The following is an 18,616-nucleotide window of genomic DNA, read 5'->3' as shown; positions in this document are numbered from 1 at the left end:
GCCCCCGGCATCGCCTCATGAACATGACGATATTTTCGAAAAATTCCTCTCCAGGCGTAATTGCACAACCACACGCAATATTTACCTGGCATAAAAATAAATCCGCGTAGAAATAATCTTATTTATCGATTCCGCGTTATTTGACAGAGTCTCCATAGCCGCCTTCATTTAAGGATGAAATTCCCCATCAGGAAAGCGCCGCGCTCAGAAGCCAGGAAGAGATACAGCAAATCGCCGCGATCCAGCCGCAATTAAACGAAATACAAACATTAAAGGAGTGCTAATTTTGAAGGGCCACGAAAATCCCGCCGATACTCCCGATCGCGTTCGCGTCATTATTGCCGATGATCATCCCATCGTACGACTGGCCGTTGCAGCAAGCTTTGCGAACCTGCGCGGCTATCAGATAGCCGCACTTGCACAATCGGGACTCGATTTGCTGAACGCCTTGCACAAAGCCCCTTGCGATCTGATCGTCACCGATCTGGCAATGTGCTGGGATGCTCCCGAAACGGACGGCATGGCGCTGATCCGGTGGCTCAGATTCAAATATCCCGCCATCCCTGTTGTCGTCTTCACGATGACAACTAGCATCAGCATAATCAGAGAACTCATACACGCACGCGTTGCCGGAATCGTCACCAAAGACGAGTCGCTGAGCGAACTCATGAAGGTCTGTCAGTATGCGTGCTCTGGAAGCAAAATCGCCGTCTCCGATATGGTCGCACGAAGGCTTTCGGCATCCGCCCCACCCACAGAGATCAAACGCAAATTCGCGCTTTCGCGCAAGGAGCGCGAAATCGTCCAGTTAATAGCGCGCGGCATGTCACTCACCGAAATTGCCCGCCGCTCCGGCCGCACGACTTCCACAGTCGGCACTCAGAAAATGGCGGCAATGCGCAAACTGCACCTGACCTCCAACGCGGAGCTGATTCAGTACGCAATGCTCCACGGGCTGGTCAGTTCTTGAGACATCCCCGAGAACCCGCCCGGCAACGCCGCACCCGCGCAAAAAAAGGGCTTGGCACATACATGCCAAGCCCTTCAATGTCGTGGTCGGAGCGATAGGATTCGAACCTACGACCCTCTGATCCCAAATCAGATGCGCTACCAGGCTGCGCTACGCTCCGACGAATCGCCGATTATATCGTCATCTTTCAGCGATCGTCAAACCCACATTGCTCAAGGCGGATACCTTGCCGCCGCCTCCCCCCGCGTGCACCATGCAGTAAACCCGTGTGGAAACGCCCCCCCCACTCGCACCGCCCCCAAGAGAACCCTCAAATGAACCTCATCCTCTGGCGCCATGCCGAAGCCGAAGACATCGCCGCGAGCGATCTCGCCCGCCAGCTCACCACGCGCGGACGCAAGCAGGCGCAAAACGTCGCGCGCTGGCTGCGCGCGCGCCTGCCCGATGACGCCGTGATCCTCGCGAGCCCCGCCGCGCGCACGATACAAACCGCCGAAGCGCTCACCGACCAGTACCGCGTCGTGCGCGAAATCGCACCGAACGCCAGCATCGACGCCGTGCTCGCGGCGGCCGGCTGGCCCGAAGGCATCGCTTCCACGGTCGTCGTGATCGGCCATCAGCCGACGCTCGGCGAGGTGGCCGCGCGCCTCTTGTCGACCGAAGACACCCGCCGCAGTTGGGCGATGAAGAAAGCCGGCGTCTTCTGGATCAAAAGCCGCGAGCGCAACGGCGACGGCGATGCGGTCCTGCTCGCCGCCATCACGCCCGATCTCGTCTAGCGCCGTTGCGGCGCGGGCCTCATCCTCTGCCCACTTCACATCGGCCTTACAGCGCGTCACCGAATCGTCATTGCGTCTTCACGGAACCGTAACCGCGTCTTACTAAATTGCCGGAAAAGTTCTTTTACTTCCGACCAGGACGCCCCATGCGAGATCTGCCGACGCCCTCCCTGCCGTTCGCTGCGAGCCTCTTCGAGTCGAATCGGCGCCTGCCGCGCGCCGAAGAAACGGTCACCCCGCAGCATCGCCTGCAGGTGGCCTGGGCGCGCAGCGACGAAGAGCTGCGCGAAGCGCAGCGCCTGCGCTACCGCGTGTTCGCCGAAGAAATGGGCGCGCGCCTCGCGGGCCCGGCGGGCCTCGACGTCGACGCCTTCGACAGCTGGTGCGATCACCTGCTCGTGCGCGATCTCGACACGCTCAAGGTCGTCGGCACCTACCGCGTGCTGCCGCCCCACCAGGCCGCGCGCATCGGGCGTCTCTACGCCGAGAGCGAATTCGATCTATCGCGCCTCGCGCACCTGCGCCCCAAGATGGTCGAGGTGGGCCGCTCGTGCGTGCATCCCGACTATCGCAGCGGCTCGGTCATCATGTCGTTGTGGGGCGGCCTTGGCGCCTACATGACGCACAACGGCTACGAGACGATGCTCGGCTGCGCAAGCGTCGCGATGGCCGACGGCGGCCACTACGCCGCCAATCTCTACGCCTCGCTCGAAGCCAGCGCGCTCACGGCGCCCGAGTACCGCGCGTTCCCGCACACGCCGCTGCCCGTCGAGGAACTGCGCACGGGCGCGTCCGCCGTGCCGCCGCCGCTCATCAAGGGCTATCTGCGCCTTGGCGCGAAGATCTGCGGTGCGCCGGCCTGGGACCCTGACTTCAACTGCGCCGACTTCCTCACGCTGTTCCGCCTCTCGGATATCAACGAGCGCTACGCTCGCCACTTCCTCGGCAACGCCTCCGCGCGCTGAGCGTCCATAGGCGCAGATAGCCGCGGACAAGCGCAAAGCAGCGCCACAAAGCACGACGCCCGGCTCGCAGGCCGGGCGTTCTCGCTTGCGCGCGAACCGTCTTCGCGTGTCAGTCGTAGTGAATCAGTCGTCCGAATACACCACGCGGTACGGAATCCCGACCTTGCCCCACTCGGCCGCTTCCTGAACGAGGTTGTAATCGGTGAGCGGATTGTTCTGCACCCACGCGTTCGGCAGCAGCACTTCGTAGCCGTCGCCTTCCTGGATCACCTTGATCTGCGGGAGGCCGACATCGGCGCGACGACGGCTCAAGAGGCCCGCGAGGCGCAGGCAGAACAGCAGCGGCCATTCCACGTCGCGCGTTTGTGAGAGCTTGCCGAGCTTGCCCACGTGGCCGAGCACGAGCGCGGCAAGGCGCGCCTGGTCGGTGCGCGAGAAGCCAGGCATGTCGGCGTTGCTGGCGATATAGGCCGAATGCTTGTGATACGCGCTGTGCGAAATCGACAGGCCGATCTCGTGCAGCGATGCCGCCCAGCCGAGGAACATGCGGTTTTCCTCGCGGCGCTCTTCGTCGGGCTCTTCGAACTGGTCGTAGAAGCCCACCGCCAGATCGCCGATGCGAGCCGCCTGCGCACGATCGACGCCATAGCGGCGCATGAAACCTTCCACGGTGACGGTGCGCATGTCCTCATGCTGCGAACGGCCGAGCAGGTCGTATAGCACGCCCAGACGCAGCGCGCCGTCGGTGGTGTCGACGTAATCGATGCCCAGTTCGTCGAACACGGCGATCATGATCGAGAGGCCGCCTGCCAGCACCGGAATGCGGTCGGGCTTGAGCGCGACGAGCTTCAGGCGGTTGACGTTCTCGGCCTTGATGAGCGCGCGCTTGAGGCGCTCGAGGCCGCCGCGCGAGATGCCGTGCGTGATGCCGGGGTCGTTGAAGCCGTTTGCTTCCACGAGTTCGGCGAGCGCGCGCGCCGTGCCCGATGAGCCGATCGCCTGGTCCCAGCCGGTCTTGCGATAGTCGGAGGAAATAATCTGGATCTCGCGCGTGGCGGCCAGTTCGGCCTGGCGCATGGTGTATTCGTCGACGTTGCCGGCCGGGAAGAACTGGCGGCTATGGCTCACGCAGCCGATATAGAGGCTTTCCATGCGGATCGGCGTGTAGTGCGCGCCGATGATGAACTCGGTCGAGCCGCCGCCGATGTCCACCACGAAGCGCTTGCCCGCGCTCGCCGGCACCGAATGCGCGGCGCCCGCGTAGATGAGGCGCGCCTCTTCGCGGCCCGCGATCACTTCAATGGGGAAACCGAGCGCTTTTTCCGCCTCGACGAGAAATTCTCGCGCGTTCTTGGCCACGCGCAGCGTGTTGGTGGCCACCGCGCGCACGTGGTCCGGGTGGAAGTCGCGCAGGCGTTCGCCAAAGCGCTTGAGCGCGTCCCAGCCGCGCACCTGCGAGGCGCGGTCGAGCATCTTTTCCTTCGAGAGGCCGGCTGCAAGACGCACCGGCTCGCGCAATGCATCGACGGGATAGATCTGGCTGCCGGCGTCGGTTTCCTCGACCCGGCCGACGATCAGACGAAAGCTGTTCGAACCGAGATCGACGGCGGCTAGCAGTTGCGGATTGGTGACCATCGAGGGGGCGAGCTCCATTCGTGCGAGCACGGCCATCCGGTCTCGCTGGGCGGCCGCCGCGCTGTCCAAATAAGCCATTTTAAGCGTACCCGACTTCCCCATGTCAGCCCTCGCACCGGTTGTGGACCACAGCGCCCCGCGAGGGACGCCCTGACCCACCCTGCATCTTTGCCGCGAGACGTGTCGAATACGTGAAAATGGAGCGTAGAATTTATGACACACCAAATTTCATAATAACGTCACGAAACTGTGAGAATTTCCGAGCGTCCGTTCGAATCGCCCCCTGGAATTCCGCATTCAATACCAATGTCCATCCGCTATCCCCTACTCAATCGCGAACTGGGCATTCTGGGATTCAACGAGCGCGTGCTTGCACAGGCCGCCGACCCAGCCGTTCCCTTGCTGGAGCGCCTGCGCTTCATCTGCATCACCAGCAGCAATCTCGACGAATTCTTCGAAGTCCGCATGGCCGGGCTCCAGGAGCAGATGCGCGACAATCCAGGCGCCCTCACGCCCGACGGCATGTCGCTGCAGCACGTCTATGAGCTGGTGGTCGAGCGCGCGCAGCGCCTCGTGCATCGTCAGTACCGCATGTTGCACGATACTGTGCTGCCGGCGCTCGAAGAAGAAGGCATCTACTTTCATGGCACCGACGCCTGGAACGAGGCGCAAACCACGTGGGCGCGCAAGTATTTCGTCGACGAGCTGCTGCCCGTGCTTACGCCGATCGGGCTCGACCCCGCGCACCCGTTCCCGCGCGTGCTCAACAAGAGCCTGAATTTCGTGGTCGAACTCGAAGGCAAGGACGCCTTCGGCCGCCAGGCCGTCATGGGCATCGTGCAGGCGCCGCGCGCGCTGCCGCGCCTCGTGCGCATGCCGCAGGAACTGTCGGGCTTCCAGCACGGCTTCGTGCTGCTCGGCTCGCTCTTGCAGCGCTTCGTGGGCGAACTGTTCCCGAGCCTTGTCGTGCGCAGCTGCAATCAGTTCCGCATTACGCGCAACAGCGAGCTATTCGTCGATGAAGACGAAATCACGAACCTGCGGGTGGCGCTGCAGGGCGAACTGCCCGCGCGCCATCTGGGCAATGCGGTGCGGCTCGAGGTCTCGGCGGAGACGCCGGTGCATCTCGTGAGGCGTCTGCTCGATGAAAGCGGATTGAATGAAAAGGACTGCTATTACGTCGACGGCCCCGTCAATCTCGTGCGCCTCATGCAACTGCCCGAGAAGGTCGATCGTCCCGATCTGAAGTTCGTGCCGCACGTGCCCGCGATTGCGCAACGCATTGCCGCCAACACCAACCTGTTCGACGTGATCGATCAGGGCGACGTGCTGCTGCATCACCCGTACGAGAGCTTCCAGCCCGTGCTCGAACTGCTGCTGCAAGCCGCCAACGACCCGAACGTCGTGGCGATCAAGCAGACCATCTACCGCACCGGCACCGATTCGCCGCTCATGGACGCGCTCATGCAGGCCGCGCGCAACGGCAAGGAAGTGACGGTCGTGGTGGAGCTGCTCGCGCGCTTCGACGAGGAAACCAATATCAACTGGGCCTCGCAGCTCGAAGCCGTGGGCGCGCATGTGGTCTACGGCGTGGTGGGCCACAAGTGCCACGCCAAGATGATGCTGATCGTGCGCCGCGTGGCCGTGAACGGCCGCATGGCGCTGCGCCGCTACGCGCACCTCGGCACCGGCAACTACCATCCGCGCACGGCGCGCCTCTATACCGACTTCGGCCTCATGACCTCCGAGCCGAAAATCTGCGAGGACGTCCACCACGTGTTCCAGCAGCTCACGGGCATCGGCGGCGAGCTGCAACTGCACGAGATGTGGCAGTCGCCGTTCACGCTGCATCCGCGTCTCGTCGAGTCGATCCGCGCCGAAGCCGACGCCGCGCGCGCCGGCAAGAAGGCCCGCATCGTCGCGAAGATGAACGCGCTGCTCGAACCCACGGTGATCGACGAGCTCTATGAGGCGTCGCAGGCCGGCGTGAAGATCGACCTGATCATTCGCGGCGTGTGCTCGCTGCAGCCGGGCGTGCCGGGGCTTTCGGAAAACATCACGGTGCGCTCGATCGTCGGGCGCTTCCTCGAGCATCACCGCATCTACTACTTCTACGCGGGCGGCGTGGAGAACGTCTATCTGTCGAGCGCCGACTGGATGGACCGCAACCTGTTCCGCCGCGTCGAGGTGGCGTTCCCGATCCACGACCGGCGCCTGAAGCGCCGCGTGATTGCCGAAGGCCTGTCGATGTTCCTCGGCGATAATCAGTGCGCGTGGCTCATGCAGAGCGATGGCCATTACCGGCGCCGCCGCGCCGGCAAGGCCGTGCGCAATGCGCAAATGAACCTGCTGGCGAAGTTCTGTTCTTGAGCCGATGTTTCCGTGACAATCGGAACATAAACCGGCACATAAACCGGCACATAAGCCACGATGCAAAAATGCCGCTTCAAATCGAAGCGGCATTTTTTATTTTGCAAGCCGGAGAAAAATACGCGCGCCTCACACCGGCGCCGGCTGCCGGCGCGCCGTGCGCGCGGCCGGGAAGCGCACCGTGAAAGTGCTGCCGCGCCCTTCCTCGCTCTTCACTTCGAGTGCTGCATCGTGGCGCTGCAGCACGTGCTTGACGATCGCGAGACCGAGCCCCGTGCCACCCGTGTCGCGCGAGCGGCTGCGGTCCACGCGATAAAAGCGTTCGGTCAGGCGCGGAATGTCGCTCGCGGGAATGCCATAACCGCTATCGGTGACCGAGAACACCGCCTGTCCGCCTTCCGTGCGCCACAACAGTTGCACCGAGCCGCCATCGGGCGTGTAGCGCACCGCATTCGTGGCGAGATTGCCGAGCGCGCTCAATATTTCGGTTTCCGATCCAGTCACGCTCAAACCATCGTCGAAATCGGCCGTGATCCGGTGATGTCCGCCCGAGAGGCTTTCCGCGTCCTCTCGCACGTGGCCGAGCACCGCGCGCATGTCGATCATCTGCTCGCCGGGCTCGCGCCCCTCGCCTTCGAGCTTCGCCAGCACCAGCAGGTCGGTCACGATATGGCGCATGCGCGACGCCTGCTGCTCCATGAGATCGAAATAGCGCTCGCGCTCGTCCTCGGAGAGCGGCAGTTCGCGCATCGTCTCCAGAAAGCCCGACAGCACGGTGAGCGGCGTTTTCAGTTCGTGCGAGACGTTGGCGACGAAGTCGCGCCGCATGGCGTCGGTGCGCTCGAGCTCGGTGATGTCCTGCGACAGCACGAGCTTGCGGTGCTCGCCGTACGGAAACACTTGCACCGAAATCACGTTCTGGCGCTTCGCGCCCATGCCGCGCATGATCAGCATGTCCTGGTACTCGTGCGAATTGAGGTAACGCACGAAGTCGGGCTGGCGCACGAGATGGGTGATGTGCTGGCGCAGGTCGCGCTTCGCATCGAGGCCGAAATGCACCTCGGAGATGGCGTTGCACCACTCGATCTGGTCGTGGTCGTCGAGCATGGCCACGCCGTTGGGGGACGCCTGGATCGCCTGAATGAAGCGCGAATGCTGCTGCTCCACCTGGCGCACCTGGGCGTGCCAGCGCTTGGCGAGCTTGTGCAGGCGGTAATAGATTTCGCCCCAGACGCCGGGGGCGCTCGGCACTTCGCCGTAGACGGGCGCGTCGAGCAGGCGCCAGAGGCGCTGCTTGTGGAAGGTGCCGAAGAGGATTTGGCCAATCAGCACGACGACGGCCACCGCCAGCGCGAATTTGACGCCGAAGAGCGCGCCAAGGCCCGCGCACACGAGCGCGAGCAACACAATCGATACAAGGGCGCGCGCCCAGATGATGTTCATGTTCCTGCGTTCGAAGAGTTCGAAGAGAATGACGGTCCGGACCGGGGCGCTGCGGATTCGGAGCACCGGCGCCGCGTGAAACGCCGCGCGCCAGCGTATTACTGCCGTTATTCAGGCAGGCTTGATGCGAATGACGAGCTTATTACAGGCGAATTTCGGGCAAACCGCAAACTTCAGGCGCCCTTCGCGAGACGGTAGCCGCTGCCGCGCACCGTTTCGATCATAGCATCGCACCCCGCCGGCTTGAGCGCCGCACGCAAACGTTTGATATGCACGTCGACGGTGCGCTCTTCCACGAACACATGATCGCCCCACACCTGATCGAGCAATTGCGTGCGGCTGTGCACGCGCTCGGGGTGCGTCATGAAGAAGTGCAGCAGGCGGAATTCAGTCGGGCCGAGATCGAGCTTGATCTCGGAGCCTTCCGCGTGAGCGGCGACGCGGTGCGTGGCCGGATCGAGCTTCAGCCCGTTGATCGCGACCACGTCTTCGGTAAGCTGCGGCGCGCGGCGGCGCAGCACCGCCTTGATGCGCGCCATCAGTTCCTTCGGCGAGAACGGCTTCGTCACGTAGTCGTCGGCGCCGATCTCGAGGCCGAGCACCTTGTCCTGCTCGTCGCCGCGCGCGGTCAGCATGATGATCGGAATATGCTTCGTGCGCTCGTTGTTGCGCAGATCGCGCGCGAAATTCACGCCCGACTTGCCCGGCAACATCCAGTCGAGCAGGATGAGATCGGGCAACACGTCGCTGATCAGGCTTTGCGCCTGCTCCGCGTTATAGGCACGGATCGGGCAATGACCCGCGTGCTGCAGATTCACGGAAATCAGCTCGGAAATTGCGGGCTCATCTTCGATGACGAGAATGCTGCTGGGCATCGGCACCTCTTGACCTTAAGACCTGTTGAAACGGTTGAATACGCGCATGAATGCGCTACATATATTTAGCTAAGCGCTTCGCGTTCGAGCGCGTCGCGCGACTTGTGCCGCACGTCGGTGCCCTTCACGATGTAGATGATGAATTCGGCGATGTTCTTCGCGTGGTCACCAATGCGCTCGATCGCCTTGGCGATGAACAGATAGTCGAGGCCCACGGAAATCGTGCGCGGGTCTTCCATCATGTAGCTCACGAGCTTTCGCACGAAGGCGCGGAATTCCTCGTCGATAGCCTTGTCGTCGCGCACGATCTGCGCGGCGGCCACCGTGTCCAGACGAGCGAACGCATCGAGCGCGCGGCGCAGGATCGACACGGCCATCTCGCCCGAGACCTTGATCTCGGCGATGTTGACTGTGCGCGACGCGCCGTCTTCCATCAGGCGCTTCGTGCGCTTGGCGATCTTCTCGGCCTCGTCGCCGGCGCGCTCGAGGTTCGTGATGGTCTTCGAAATCGCGAGCACGAGGCGCAAATCGCGCGCGGCCGGCTGACGGCGCGCGATGATGTTGCTGCACTCCTCATCGATTTCGACTTCCATCGTGTTGAGGCGGTCTTCGGCGGCAATCACGCGCGCGGCGGCTTCGCCGTCAAACTCGTTCAAGGCCTGCATCGCCGTAATGATCTGCGATTCCACGAGGCCGCCCATTTCGAGCACCTTCGAGGAAATCAGATTCAGGTCGGCGTCGAACTGGCTGGACAGATGCTTATCGGACATGTTGTTCCCCTTCTCGGCTCGGCGGTCAGCCGAAGCGGCCGGTGATGTAGTCTTCCGTTTCCTTGCGGACCGGCTTGATGAAGATCTTCTCGGTGTCGCCGAATTCGATCAGCTCGCCGAGGTACATGTAGGCAGTGTAGTCCGAGCAGCGCGCGGCCTGCTGCATGTTATGGGTCACGATCACCACCGTGTAATCGCTCTTGAGCTCGGCGATCAGCTCTTCGATGCGGCCCGTCGAAATCGGGTCGAGCGCCGAGCACGGCTCGTCGAGCAGCAGCACTTCGGGGCGGATCGCAATGCCGCGCGCGATGCACAGACGCTGCTGCTGGCCGCCCGAAAGACCGTAGCCGCTCTGGCCGAGCTTGTCCTTCACTTCGTTCCAGAGCGCGGCCTTGGTGAGCGCCCACTCGACGCGATCGTCCATCTCGGGACGCGAGAGCTTCTCGAACATCTTCACGCCGAACGCGATGTTGTCGTAAATCGACATCGGGAACGGCGTCGGTTTCTGGAACACCATGCCCACGCGCGCGCGCAGCAGCGAGATATCGCGGTTGTACGTGAGCAGGTTCTCGCCGTCCATCAGGATCTCGCCCTCGGCGCGTTGCTCCGGGTAGAGCGCGTACATCTTGTTGAACGTGCGCAAGAGCGTGGATTTGCCGCAGCCCGACGGGCCGATGAACGCGGTCACCTTGCCTTCGGGAATCTGCAGGTTGATGTTCTTGAGCGCGTGATACTTGCCGTAGAAGAAGTTCAGATCCTTGACTTCGATCTTCGGCTTGGCCGACATGAGGCCGCGGTTGCCCTGGGCGGGGCCGATGCCGGACGGCGCCGTAGTGTTGAAGTGACTCTCTGCCATATTCATCGGATGACTCCGCCCTTACTTTTTCGAAAAGATGGTGCGCGCGAGGATATTCAGACCCAGCACGCCCAGCGTGATCAGGAAAACGCCGGCCCAGGCGAGCGACTGCCACTGCGCGAACGGGCTCATCGCAAACTTGTAGATCGTGACCGGCAGGTTTGCCATCGGCTGATTCATGTCGGCGCTGAAGAACTGGTTGGACAGCGCGGTGAAGAGCAGCGGCGCGGTCTCGCCGGCAATGCGCGCAATCGCGAGCAGCACGCCCGTCACGATGCCCGCGACCGACGCCTTGAGCGTGATCGAGAGCACCATCTTCCACTTCGGCGTGCCGAGCGCAAAAGCCGCTTCGCGCAGGTTGTTCGGCACCAGCTTGAGCATGTTCTCGGTCGTGCGGATCACGATCGGAATCTGCAGGAGTGCGAGCGAAATCGCGCCCGCCCAGCCGCTGAAATGCCCCATCTTCGCGACCACGAGCGCATAGACGAACAGGCCCACGACGATCGACGGCGCCGACAGCAAAATGTCGTTGATGAAGCGCGTCACGCTCGCGAGCCAGCTTTTCTGGCCATACTCGGCGAGATAGACGCCCGCGAGAATGCCGATCGGCGTGCCCACGAGCGTCGCGGCGGCCACCAGCATCAGGCTGCCGACGATCGCGTTGGCGAGACCGCCGCCGTCGGTGTTCGGCGGCGGCGTCGACTGCGTGAACAGTTGCACCGAAAGGCCGCCAACGCCAAGCGAGAGCGTCGTGTAGAGAATCCACACGAGCCAGATAATGCCGAACGCCATCGCGGCCAGCGAAAGCGTCAGGGCAATCGCGTTGGTCACTTTGCGGCGTCCTTGCAGCTTCGCGCGCATGCGCTCCAGTTCCGGACCGTAGGTTGCGCCGGGAATCTTCATCGTCGGTTCGCTCATCGTGCGCCCTCCGACTTTTCGAGGCGCAGCAGCAGCAGCTTCGAGATCGCGAGCACGATGAACGTGATCACGAACAGAATGAGGCCGAGCTCCATCAGCGCGGCGGTATGCAGGCCGGGGCTCGCTTCGGCGAATTCGTTGGCGAGCGCCGAGGTAATGCTGTTGCCGGGCGAAAACAGCGACACGTTGTCGAGCAGGTTCGTATTGCCGATTACGAACGTGACGGCCATGGTCTCGCCGAGCGCACGGCCAAGGCCGAGCATCACGCCGCCAATCACGCCAGTCTTGGTGAACGGCAGCACGATCTTCCACATGACTTCCCAGGTCGTGCAGCCGATGCCGTAGGCCGACTCCTTGAGCAGCACGGGCGTGACTTCAAACACGTCGCGCATCACTGAGGCAATGTACGGAATGATCATGATCGCGAGAATCACGCCCGCGCACAGCATGCCGATGCCGATGGGCGCGCCCTGGAACAGCGCGCCAATGATCGGCATGCCGCCCAGCAGTTGGCCGATCGGCTTCTCGAAGTACTGCGCGAAGATCGGCGCGAACACGAGCAGGCCCCACATGCCGTAGACGATCGACGGGATTGCGGCGAGCAGTTCGATCGCGATGCCGAGCGGGCGGCGCAGCCACGCGGGCGAGAGCTCGGTGAGAAAGAGCGCGATGCCGAAGCTCACAGGCACGGCAATGATGAGTGCGATCAGCGAAGTGGCGATCGTGCCGTAGATGGGCACGAGCGCGCCGAACTGCTCGCTGGGAGGATCCCAGTCAGCAGTCCAGAGGAATGAGAGACCGAATTTGTGGATCGCCGGCAGCGAAGCGACGATCAGCGAAACGATGATGCCGCCGAGCAGCAACAGCGTGACGATGGCGGCGCCGCGTGCGAGGCCGCCGAAAATGATGTCCCCTGCCGGGCTGGGCGCGTGCTGCTGCGCGGCGCTGCCAGGCGGGTTCGAGACGAGCGGGACGTCGGACATGATGAGCTGTTTCCAGTGGCCGCGAACCTCAGGCTCGCGACGTTGATGCGGTTCCGGAACCGCCGGCCGCCCGGTGACACATCGGACGGCACATCGTAGCGGGTGTATTACGTGCTTGCGTGTATTACGCAAGCAGAACGGGCCGCGCGCGGTGTGCGCGGCGGCCCTTGCTTCGGCCCTGCCATTCAGCGAGACCAGTCCGCCTTACTCGGCAATCGCCTTGCCGCTGGCGTCCTTCACCTTCTCCTTCAACTGCGACTCGATTTCGCTCACGACCGACTGCGGCAGCGAGATGTAGTCGAGGCTGTCAGCAGCGGGCGTGCCGTTCTTGAAGGCCCACTGGAAGAACTTGAGCGTTTCCTTGCCCTGCTCCGGCTTGTCCTGCGCCGTGTGCAGCAGCACGAAGGTCGCGCCGACGACCGGCCATGCGTCCTTGCCCGGCTCGTTCGTGAGGATCTGGTAGAACGACTTCTTCCAGTCCGCGCCGGCCGCTGCGGCCTTGAACGTTTCGGAGGCCGGCTGAACGACCGCGCCCGATTCGTTCTTCATGGCAGTGTAGACCATGTGATTTTGCTTGGCGTAGGCCCATTCGACGTAGCCGATTGCACCCGGCAGACGCTGCACGAAGGCCGCGACGCCGTCGTTACCCTTGCCGCCCGTGCCGGTCGGCCAGTTCACGGTCGTGCCTTCGCCGACCTTGGTCTTCCACTCGGGGTTGACCTTCGACAGGTAGTTCGTCCAGATGAAGCTGGTGCCCGAACCGTCGGCGCGGCGGACCACGGCGATGTCCAGATCAGGCAGCTTGACCTTCGGGTTCAGCGCAGCGATGGCCGGATCGTTCCACTTCTTGATCTTGCCGAGGTAGATGTCGCCGAGCACCGGGCCCGACAGCGTGATTTCGCCAGCCTTGATACCCGGCACGTTGATCGCCGGCACGACGCCGCCCACCACCGTCGGGAACTGGAACAGGCCGTCCTTGGCCAGTTGATCGTCCTTCAGCGGGGCGTCCGAGCCCGCGAAATCAACAGTCTTGGCCTGAATCTGCTTGATGCCGCCCGACGAGCCGATGCCCTGGTAGTTGACCTTGCCGCCACCCGACTTCTGATAGGCGTCCGCCCATTTCGTGTAGATCGGTGCTGCGAAGGTGCTGCCCGCGCCGGTGATGTCAGCAGCTTGCGCTGCGATCGCGAAAAGCGCGCCAGCAACGCCAGCGAGCGCGGTTTGCATCAGTTTCATGTGGCCTCCAGGTGTGTGAGCGGATAAACAACACCGCGAAGCTTAGGGGCTCTTTGTGACAGTAACGTGACGATTCATGAAGCAGCCGTGACAGAACGATTACCGGCTGAAAGCCAGGCGCATTCACCGCGATGCGCCTGCTGCAAAGGCGGACACGCCCCATTGGCCGGGACGCTCGCGGGCGGCGGGCATGCAGGAGGCATTGGGCGCGCAGCCGGGGGTCGGATGCGCAAAATGCCTCCTGCATGGGGTAGGAGGAGGCTGACGCAAAAGTGAAACGTTTGCTTCAGCCGAAATACATGCAGAACCGGTCATGCCGGTTGCACGACACCGCATTCGACCGGCGCTGGATAGTGCAGGATCGCGCCGGCAACGCCCGCGTCAGGCGATCGTGCGCTTGACCGTATCGGCGATCGATTCGGCGTACTGAACCGTGTCGAGCTCGTCGCGCGCTTCCACCATCACGCGCAGCACTGGCTCCGTGCCCGAAGCGCGGATCAGCACGCGACCTTTGCCCTTGAGCTCGGTTTGCGCATCGGCGATCGCCTTCTGGATCTCGGCGTTGCCTTTCCAGTCGGCCCCCTGTGCGATGCGCACGTTGATGAGCTTCTGCGGGAACAACGTCACGCCGTCGAGCAGTTCTTCCAAGGCCTGGCCGCTGCGCTTCATCGCCGCGAGCACCAGCAGCGCCGAGACGATGCCGTCGCCGGTCGTGTGACGGTCCAGCGAGAGAATGTGCCCCGACCCCTCCGCACCGATCAGCCAACCACGCTCGCGCAGTTGCTCCAGCACATAGCGGTCGCCCACATTGGCGCGCACGAACGGCACGCCGATGCGCTCGAGCGCCTGCTCGACCGCGAGGTTCGTCATCAGGGTCCCGACCGCGCCATCGACTTTGCCGTCGGTTGCGATGCGATCCTTCACGAGCACATAGAGGAGTTCATCGCCGTTATAGAGGCGGCCCTGCGCATCCACGATCTGCAGACGGTCCGCATCGCCATCGAGCGCGATGCCGAGGTCGGCGTGATTCGCGCGCACCGCACGCACGAGCGCGTCGGGCGCAGTCGCGCCCACGCCGTCATTGATGTTGAAACCGTTCGGCGAGACACCGATGGGAATCACGTCCGCGCCCAGCTCATGAAACACATGAGGCGCGATATCGTAGGCCGCGCCGTTCGCGCAGTCGACCACGAGCTTCAGCCCGCGCAGGTTGAACGCCTGAGGGAACGTGCTCTTGCAGAACTCGATATAGCGGCCGCCCGCATCGTCCAGGCGGCGCGCGCGGCCGAGCTGCTCCGACGGTGCGCAATCGAGCGGCAACTCGAGTTGCGCCTCGATTTGCGTTTCGACTTCGTCAGGCAGCTTGTTGCCATCGGCGGAGAAGAACTTGATGCCGTTGTCAAAGTACGGATTGTGCGAAGCGCTGATCACCACACCCGCGGAAAGACGCAACGCACGCGTGAGATAGGCGATGCCGGGCGTCGTCATCGGCCCCGCGAGCATCACGTCGATGCCGGCGGCCGAAAGCCCCGCCTCGAGCGAGGCCTCGAGCATGTAGCCCGAAATGCGCGTGTCCTTGCCGATCAGCACGGACGGACGCGAACGCGACTCCCCTGCCGCGCCAGCCAGCACCTTACCCGCCGCGTAACCTAGACGCAGCACGAAATCCGGCGTGATCGGCAATTCGCCGACCTTGCCGCGAACCCCATCGGTTCCAAAATAGCGACGACCCATGATTCGAACCTCATATTGGCATTGTTTTGCGGCGCATTCGTGCGCCGTGTTCTTAGGGCTTATTCATACTAATAACAGGCCCTAATGACGCTGACGCGCGGCGTCGCGCATGGCGCCCCAGACCTTGAGCGCATCGACGGTTGCCGCGACGTCATGCACGCGGATAATGGCCGCGCCCTGCTGGGCCGCGCACACCGCCGCCGCCACGCTGGCCGCCACGCGCTCGGGCGCGGGCCGGTTCACGAGCGCGCCAAGCATCGACTTGCGCGACATGCCCGCAAGAATCGGATACGACGCGCCGCCCGTCGCAACGGGCGCCGTCTCGCGCAGATGCGCGAGCAAAGTGTAATTGTGCTCGACCACCGACTTGCCGAAGCCAAAACCCGGGTCGACGCTAATTCGCCCCTTCGCTACGCCCGCTGCCTCGAGTTCGGCGCAGCGCGCCTGCAGAAACTCGCGCACCTCGCGCACGACATCCTCGTAATCGGGCTCGCCGATCTGCATGGTCCGCGGCTCGCCGAGCATATGCATCACGCACAGCCCGCAATTGCTCGCCCGCACCGCATCGATCGCGCCCGGCATGCGAAAACCCCAGACGTCGTTGATCAGATCCGCGCCCGCCGCCAGCGCGTGGCGCATCACTTCCGGCTTGTAGGTGTCGATCGAAAGCGGCACGTTCGCGCCCTTCAATCGCTCGACCAGCGGAATCACCCGCTCGAGCTCTTCATCGAGCGCAACGGGCGGCGCGCCCGGACGCGTCGACTCGCCGCCGATGTCGATCATGTCCACGCCGTCCGACAACATTTGCTCGGCGCGGCGCAATGCATCGTCGAAGGCAAGATACCGGCCGCCATCCGAAAACGAATCGGGCGTGGCGTTGAGTATTCCCATGACGAGCGGACGCTCGAAAGTCAGTGTGAAACGGCCGCAGACAAGCGGTTCGGGCGCAGCCGTGTTGGAGAGCGCATCAAGCGGCGCGTTTGGCAGATTACCCTGCGAGGTCAGATTGAGCACGTCAATAAACGTCAGATATGTAACTTAATGATGCACGACCAGAAATGCAAAACGGGCCGATGTGAACATCACACCGGCCCGCAGCTTTAGTCGACTTGGCGCCGTGTCCGGTCAGGCCGGTGCGGTGGCGTTGCCGGGCTTGACCTCAGTGCCCGTGCTGCCGCCCGACGAAGGCGCATCACCCGGCGACGGGGTGTTCTTCGGCGAGCGCGGCGGACGTCCGGCCATGATGTCGTTGATCTGATCGGCGTCGATCGTTTCCCACTCCATCAACGCGGCGGTCATGGCTTCCACCTTGTCGCGGTTCTCATCGAGCAGCCGCTTCGCGAGGCCGTATTGCTCGTCGAGCACGCGGCGGATTTCCGCGTCGACCTTCTGCTGCGTAGCTTCCGAGATCGCGCGTGTGAAACCCTTGCCGAACGCGCCGCCGTCATTATCGTCGTCGGCGTAGACCATCGGTCCAAGCGCGTCGGTCATGCCGAAGCGCGTAACCATCGCGCGGGCCGTCTGGGTGGCCTTGTTAAAGTCGTCCGAGGCACCCGTGCTGATCAGGTTCATGAACAGTTCTTCCGCCACGCGGCCGCCGAACAGGATGGCCAGACGATCAAGCAGATAGTCTTTCGAATAGGTCTCGTTGTCGTGCTCCGGCAACTGCCACGTCACGCCCAAGGCACGGCCACGCGGAATGATCGTGACCTTGTGCACCGGGTCGGCCTTCGGCAGCAGCTTCGCAATGACCGCGTGACCCGACTCGTGGTACGCCGTCGCGCGCTTCGCCTCTTCGCGAATGACCGCCGACTTGCGCTCCGGACCCATGAAGATCTTGTCCTTGGCGTCCTCGAAGTCCTGCATCTCGACGATGCGCTTGCCGCGGCGCGCCGCAAACAGTGCCGCTTCGTTCACGAGGTTCGCGAGGTCGGCGCCCGAGAAGCCCGGCGTGCCGCGCGCGATGACCGCTGCGTCGACGTCATTGGCGATCGGCACCTTGCGCAGGTGCACCTTCATGATCTGTTCGCGGCCGCGGATGTCAGGCAGGCCGACATAAACCTGGCGGTCGAAACGGCCCGGACGCAGCAGCGCCTTGTCGAGCACGTCCGAACGGTTGGTTGCCGCGATCACGATGACGCCCGAATTCGCCTCGAAGCCATCCATTTCAACCAGCATCTGGTTCAGCGTCTGCTCGCGCTCGTCGTTGCCGCCGCCCATGCCGGCGCCGCGATGACGGCCGACCGCGTCGATTTCGTCGATGAACACGATACACGGCGCGTGCTTCTTGGCCTGTTCGAACATGTCGCGCACGCGGGCCGCACCCACGCCGACGAACATTTCAACGAAGTCCGAGCCCGAGATGCTGAAGAACGGCACCTTCGCCTCGCCGGCGATGGCGCGCGCGAGCAGCGTCTTACCGGTGCCCGGAGGGCCGACCAGCAGCACGCCGCGCGGGATGCGCCCACCCAGCTTCTGGAATTTTTGCGGATCGCGCAGGAAGTCGACGAGTTCGGACACTTCTTCCTTGGCTTCGTCGCAGCCCGCGACGTCGGAGAAGTTGACCGCGTTGTTGTTCTCGTCGATCAAGCGGGCGCGCGATTTACCAAAGGAAAACGCACCGCCTTTGCCGCCCCCCTGCATCTGTCTCATCATGTAGAACCAGAACACGATGATCAGAATTGTCGGTCCAAGGTAATACAACGCCGAAACAAGCGCATTGGGCTCTTCGTCAGCCTTGCCGCTCACCTGCACGCCGTATTTCATCAGGTCGCCGACCATCCAGATGTCTCCCGGGGAAACGATCTGATACTTCTGGCCGTCGGCCGGAGTGACGGTGAGGTTCCGCCCCTGCACCACGACGCTCTTGACCTTGCCGGCCTTCGCGTCGTCCATGAACTGCGAGTACGAAACGCCTTCCTGGACACGGGGCTTGTCGAACTGCTTGAACACCGTAAACAGCACCAGTGCGATTACCAGCCACACCGCTGCCTTCGAAAACATGTTGTTGTTCAAAGCACCACTCCTTCACTCATAGACGGGCGCCTACATTTGCCTTGCGACACCACCAAAGCATTCTAAT

The 18,616-nt window shown here is 63.2% G+C and carries 15 protein-coding genes and 1 tRNA gene; 4 read left to right on the top strand and 12 right to left on the bottom strand.

All coding sequences use genetic code 11. From position 1 onward, the window contains the following. Positions 1–286: 286 nt before the first annotated feature. Positions 287–970, top strand: coding sequence for a response regulator (locus tag NH14_RS15320; protein ID WP_052147842.1), 684 nt, complete (start codon positions 287–289; stop codon positions 968–970). Positions 971–1,053: 83 nt separating this feature from the next. Here NH14_RS15320 and NH14_RS15315 read toward each other — a convergent pair. Further along, a tRNA-Pro gene (locus NH14_RS15315) sits at positions 1,054–1,130 on the bottom strand. A gap of 154 nt (positions 1,131–1,284) precedes the next feature. Between NH14_RS15315 and sixA the strand changes: the two genes are divergently transcribed. Then, positions 1,285–1,749 carry a phosphohistidine phosphatase SixA gene (gene sixA / locus NH14_RS15310; protein WP_035522792.1) on the top strand — a complete coding sequence of 155 codons (465 nt, stop codon included), beginning with the start codon at positions 1,285–1,287 and terminating at the stop codon, positions 1,747–1,749. 146 nt (positions 1,750–1,895) lie between these two features. Continuing rightward, a complete protein-coding gene (locus NH14_RS15305) occupies positions 1,896–2,714 on the top strand; it encodes a GNAT family N-acetyltransferase (protein ID WP_035522790.1) in 819 nt (272 codons plus the stop codon). 123 nt (positions 2,715–2,837) lie between these two features. On the opposite strand, the gene ppx is transcribed toward NH14_RS15305, so the two are convergent. Then, entirely contained in the window at positions 2,838–4,427 is a 1,590-nt protein-coding gene (gene ppx, locus NH14_RS15300) for an exopolyphosphatase (RefSeq protein ID WP_176329254.1), read from the bottom strand. Positions 4,428–4,655: 228 nt separating this feature from the next. Here ppx and ppk1 point away from each other — a divergent pair, with 228 nt between their 5' ends. Then, entirely contained in the window at positions 4,656–6,719 is a 2,064-nt protein-coding gene (ppk1, locus tag NH14_RS15295) for a polyphosphate kinase 1 (RefSeq protein WP_035522783.1), read from the top strand. Between the two features lie 129 nt (positions 6,720–6,848). On the opposite strand, the gene phoR is transcribed toward ppk1, so the two are convergent. From phoR to ftsH, 10 genes are all read right to left on the bottom strand, one after another. Beyond that, entirely contained in the window at positions 6,849–8,162 is a 1,314-nt protein-coding gene (gene phoR, locus NH14_RS15290) for a phosphate regulon sensor histidine kinase PhoR (protein ID WP_035522780.1), read from the bottom strand. Positions 8,163–8,335: 173 nt separating this feature from the next. Beyond that, entirely contained in the window at positions 8,336–9,037 is a 702-nt protein-coding gene (phoB, locus tag NH14_RS15285) for a phosphate regulon transcriptional regulator PhoB (protein WP_035522777.1), read from the bottom strand. Between the two features lie 65 nt (positions 9,038–9,102). Continuing rightward, positions 9,103–9,807: a phosphate signaling complex protein PhoU gene (gene phoU / locus NH14_RS15280; protein ID WP_035522773.1), complete on the bottom strand. Its 705-nt coding sequence runs from the start codon at positions 9,805–9,807 to the stop codon at positions 9,103–9,105. 25 nt (positions 9,808–9,832) lie between these two features. Then, complete coding sequence (gene pstB / locus NH14_RS15275; RefSeq protein ID WP_035522771.1) at positions 9,833–10,669, bottom strand: phosphate ABC transporter ATP-binding protein PstB; 837 nt, start codon at positions 10,667–10,669, stop codon at positions 9,833–9,835. A 15-nt stretch (positions 10,670–10,684) separates the two neighbouring features. Beyond that, positions 10,685–11,581, bottom strand: a complete 897-nt coding sequence (gene pstA / locus NH14_RS15270; protein WP_035522768.1) for a phosphate ABC transporter permease PstA — start codon at positions 11,579–11,581, stop codon at positions 10,685–10,687. Then, positions 11,578–12,564 carry a phosphate ABC transporter permease PstC gene (gene pstC / locus NH14_RS15265; RefSeq protein ID WP_035522765.1) on the bottom strand — a complete coding sequence of 329 codons (987 nt, stop codon included), beginning with the start codon at positions 12,562–12,564 and terminating at the stop codon, positions 11,578–11,580. The genes pstA and pstC overlap by 4 nt, the downstream gene beginning before the upstream one ends. 204 nt (positions 12,565–12,768) lie before the next feature. Next, positions 12,769–13,800 carry a phosphate ABC transporter substrate-binding protein PstS gene (pstS, locus tag NH14_RS15260; protein ID WP_035522762.1) on the bottom strand — a complete coding sequence of 344 codons (1,032 nt, stop codon included), beginning with the start codon at positions 13,798–13,800 and terminating at the stop codon, positions 12,769–12,771. A gap of 381 nt (positions 13,801–14,181) precedes the next feature. After that, complete coding sequence (gene glmM, locus NH14_RS15255) at positions 14,182–15,534, bottom strand: phosphoglucosamine mutase (RefSeq protein WP_035522759.1); 1,353 nt, start codon at positions 15,532–15,534, stop codon at positions 14,182–14,184. 81 nt (positions 15,535–15,615) lie between these two features. Beyond that, positions 15,616–16,425, bottom strand: a complete 810-nt coding sequence (gene folP / locus NH14_RS15250; RefSeq protein WP_084225150.1) for a dihydropteroate synthase — start codon at positions 16,423–16,425, stop codon at positions 15,616–15,618. 234 nt (positions 16,426–16,659) lie between these two features. Further along, positions 16,660–18,549 (bottom strand): ATP-dependent zinc metalloprotease FtsH, encoded by a 1,890-nt coding sequence (ftsH, locus tag NH14_RS15245; protein ID WP_035522756.1) that lies wholly within the window; start codon positions 18,547–18,549, stop codon positions 16,660–16,662. Positions 18,550–18,616 lie beyond the last annotated feature (67 nt).

Origin of the sequence: Paraburkholderia sacchari, assembly GCF_000785435.2 — a bacterium.
In the GTDB taxonomy this organism is placed as follows: Bacteria; Pseudomonadota; Gammaproteobacteria; order Burkholderiales; family Burkholderiaceae; genus Paraburkholderia; species Paraburkholderia sacchari.
This window is presented reverse-complemented; position numbering and strand designations above follow the sequence as displayed.

Bases quoted from the DNA above. Each gene is read 5' to 3' on its own strand.
- ppk1 (WP_035522783.1), top strand. From the start codon at position 4,656: ATGTCCATCCGCTATCCCCTACTCAATCGCGAACTGGGCATTCTGGGA.
- phoR (WP_035522780.1), bottom strand. From the start codon at position 8,162: ATGAACATCATCTGGGCGCGCGCCCTTGTATCGATTGTGTTGCTCGCG.
- NH14_RS15305 (WP_035522790.1), top strand. From the start codon at position 1,896: ATGCGAGATCTGCCGACGCCCTCCCTGCCGTTCGCTGCGAGCCTCTTC.
- phoU (WP_035522773.1), bottom strand. From the start codon at position 9,807: ATGTCCGATAAGCATCTGTCCAGCCAGTTCGACGCCGACCTGAATCTG.
- pstA (WP_035522768.1), bottom strand. From the start codon at position 11,581: ATGAGCGAACCGACGATGAAGATTCCCGGCGCAACCTACGGTCCGGAA.
- phoB (WP_035522777.1), bottom strand. From the start codon at position 9,037: ATGCCCAGCAGCATTCTCGTCATCGAAGATGAGCCCGCAATTTCCGAG.
- pstS (WP_035522762.1), bottom strand. From the start codon at position 13,800: ATGAAACTGATGCAAACCGCGCTCGCTGGCGTTGCTGGCGCGCTTTTC.
- pstC (WP_035522765.1), bottom strand. From the start codon at position 12,564: ATGTCCGACGTCCCGCTCGTCTCGAACCCGCCTGGCAGCGCCGCGCAG.
- sixA (WP_035522792.1), top strand. From the start codon at position 1,285: ATGAACCTCATCCTCTGGCGCCATGCCGAAGCCGAAGACATCGCCGCG.
- glmM (WP_035522759.1), bottom strand. From the start codon at position 15,534: ATGGGTCGTCGCTATTTTGGAACCGATGGGGTTCGCGGCAAGGTCGGC.
- ppx (WP_176329254.1), bottom strand. From the start codon at position 4,427: ATGGCTTATTTGGACAGCGCGGCGGCCGCCCAGCGAGACCGGATGGCC.
- pstB (WP_035522771.1), bottom strand. From the start codon at position 10,669: ATGAATATGGCAGAGAGTCACTTCAACACTACGGCGCCGTCCGGCATC.
- folP (WP_084225150.1), bottom strand. From the start codon at position 16,425: ATGGGAATACTCAACGCCACGCCCGATTCGTTTTCGGATGGCGGCCGG.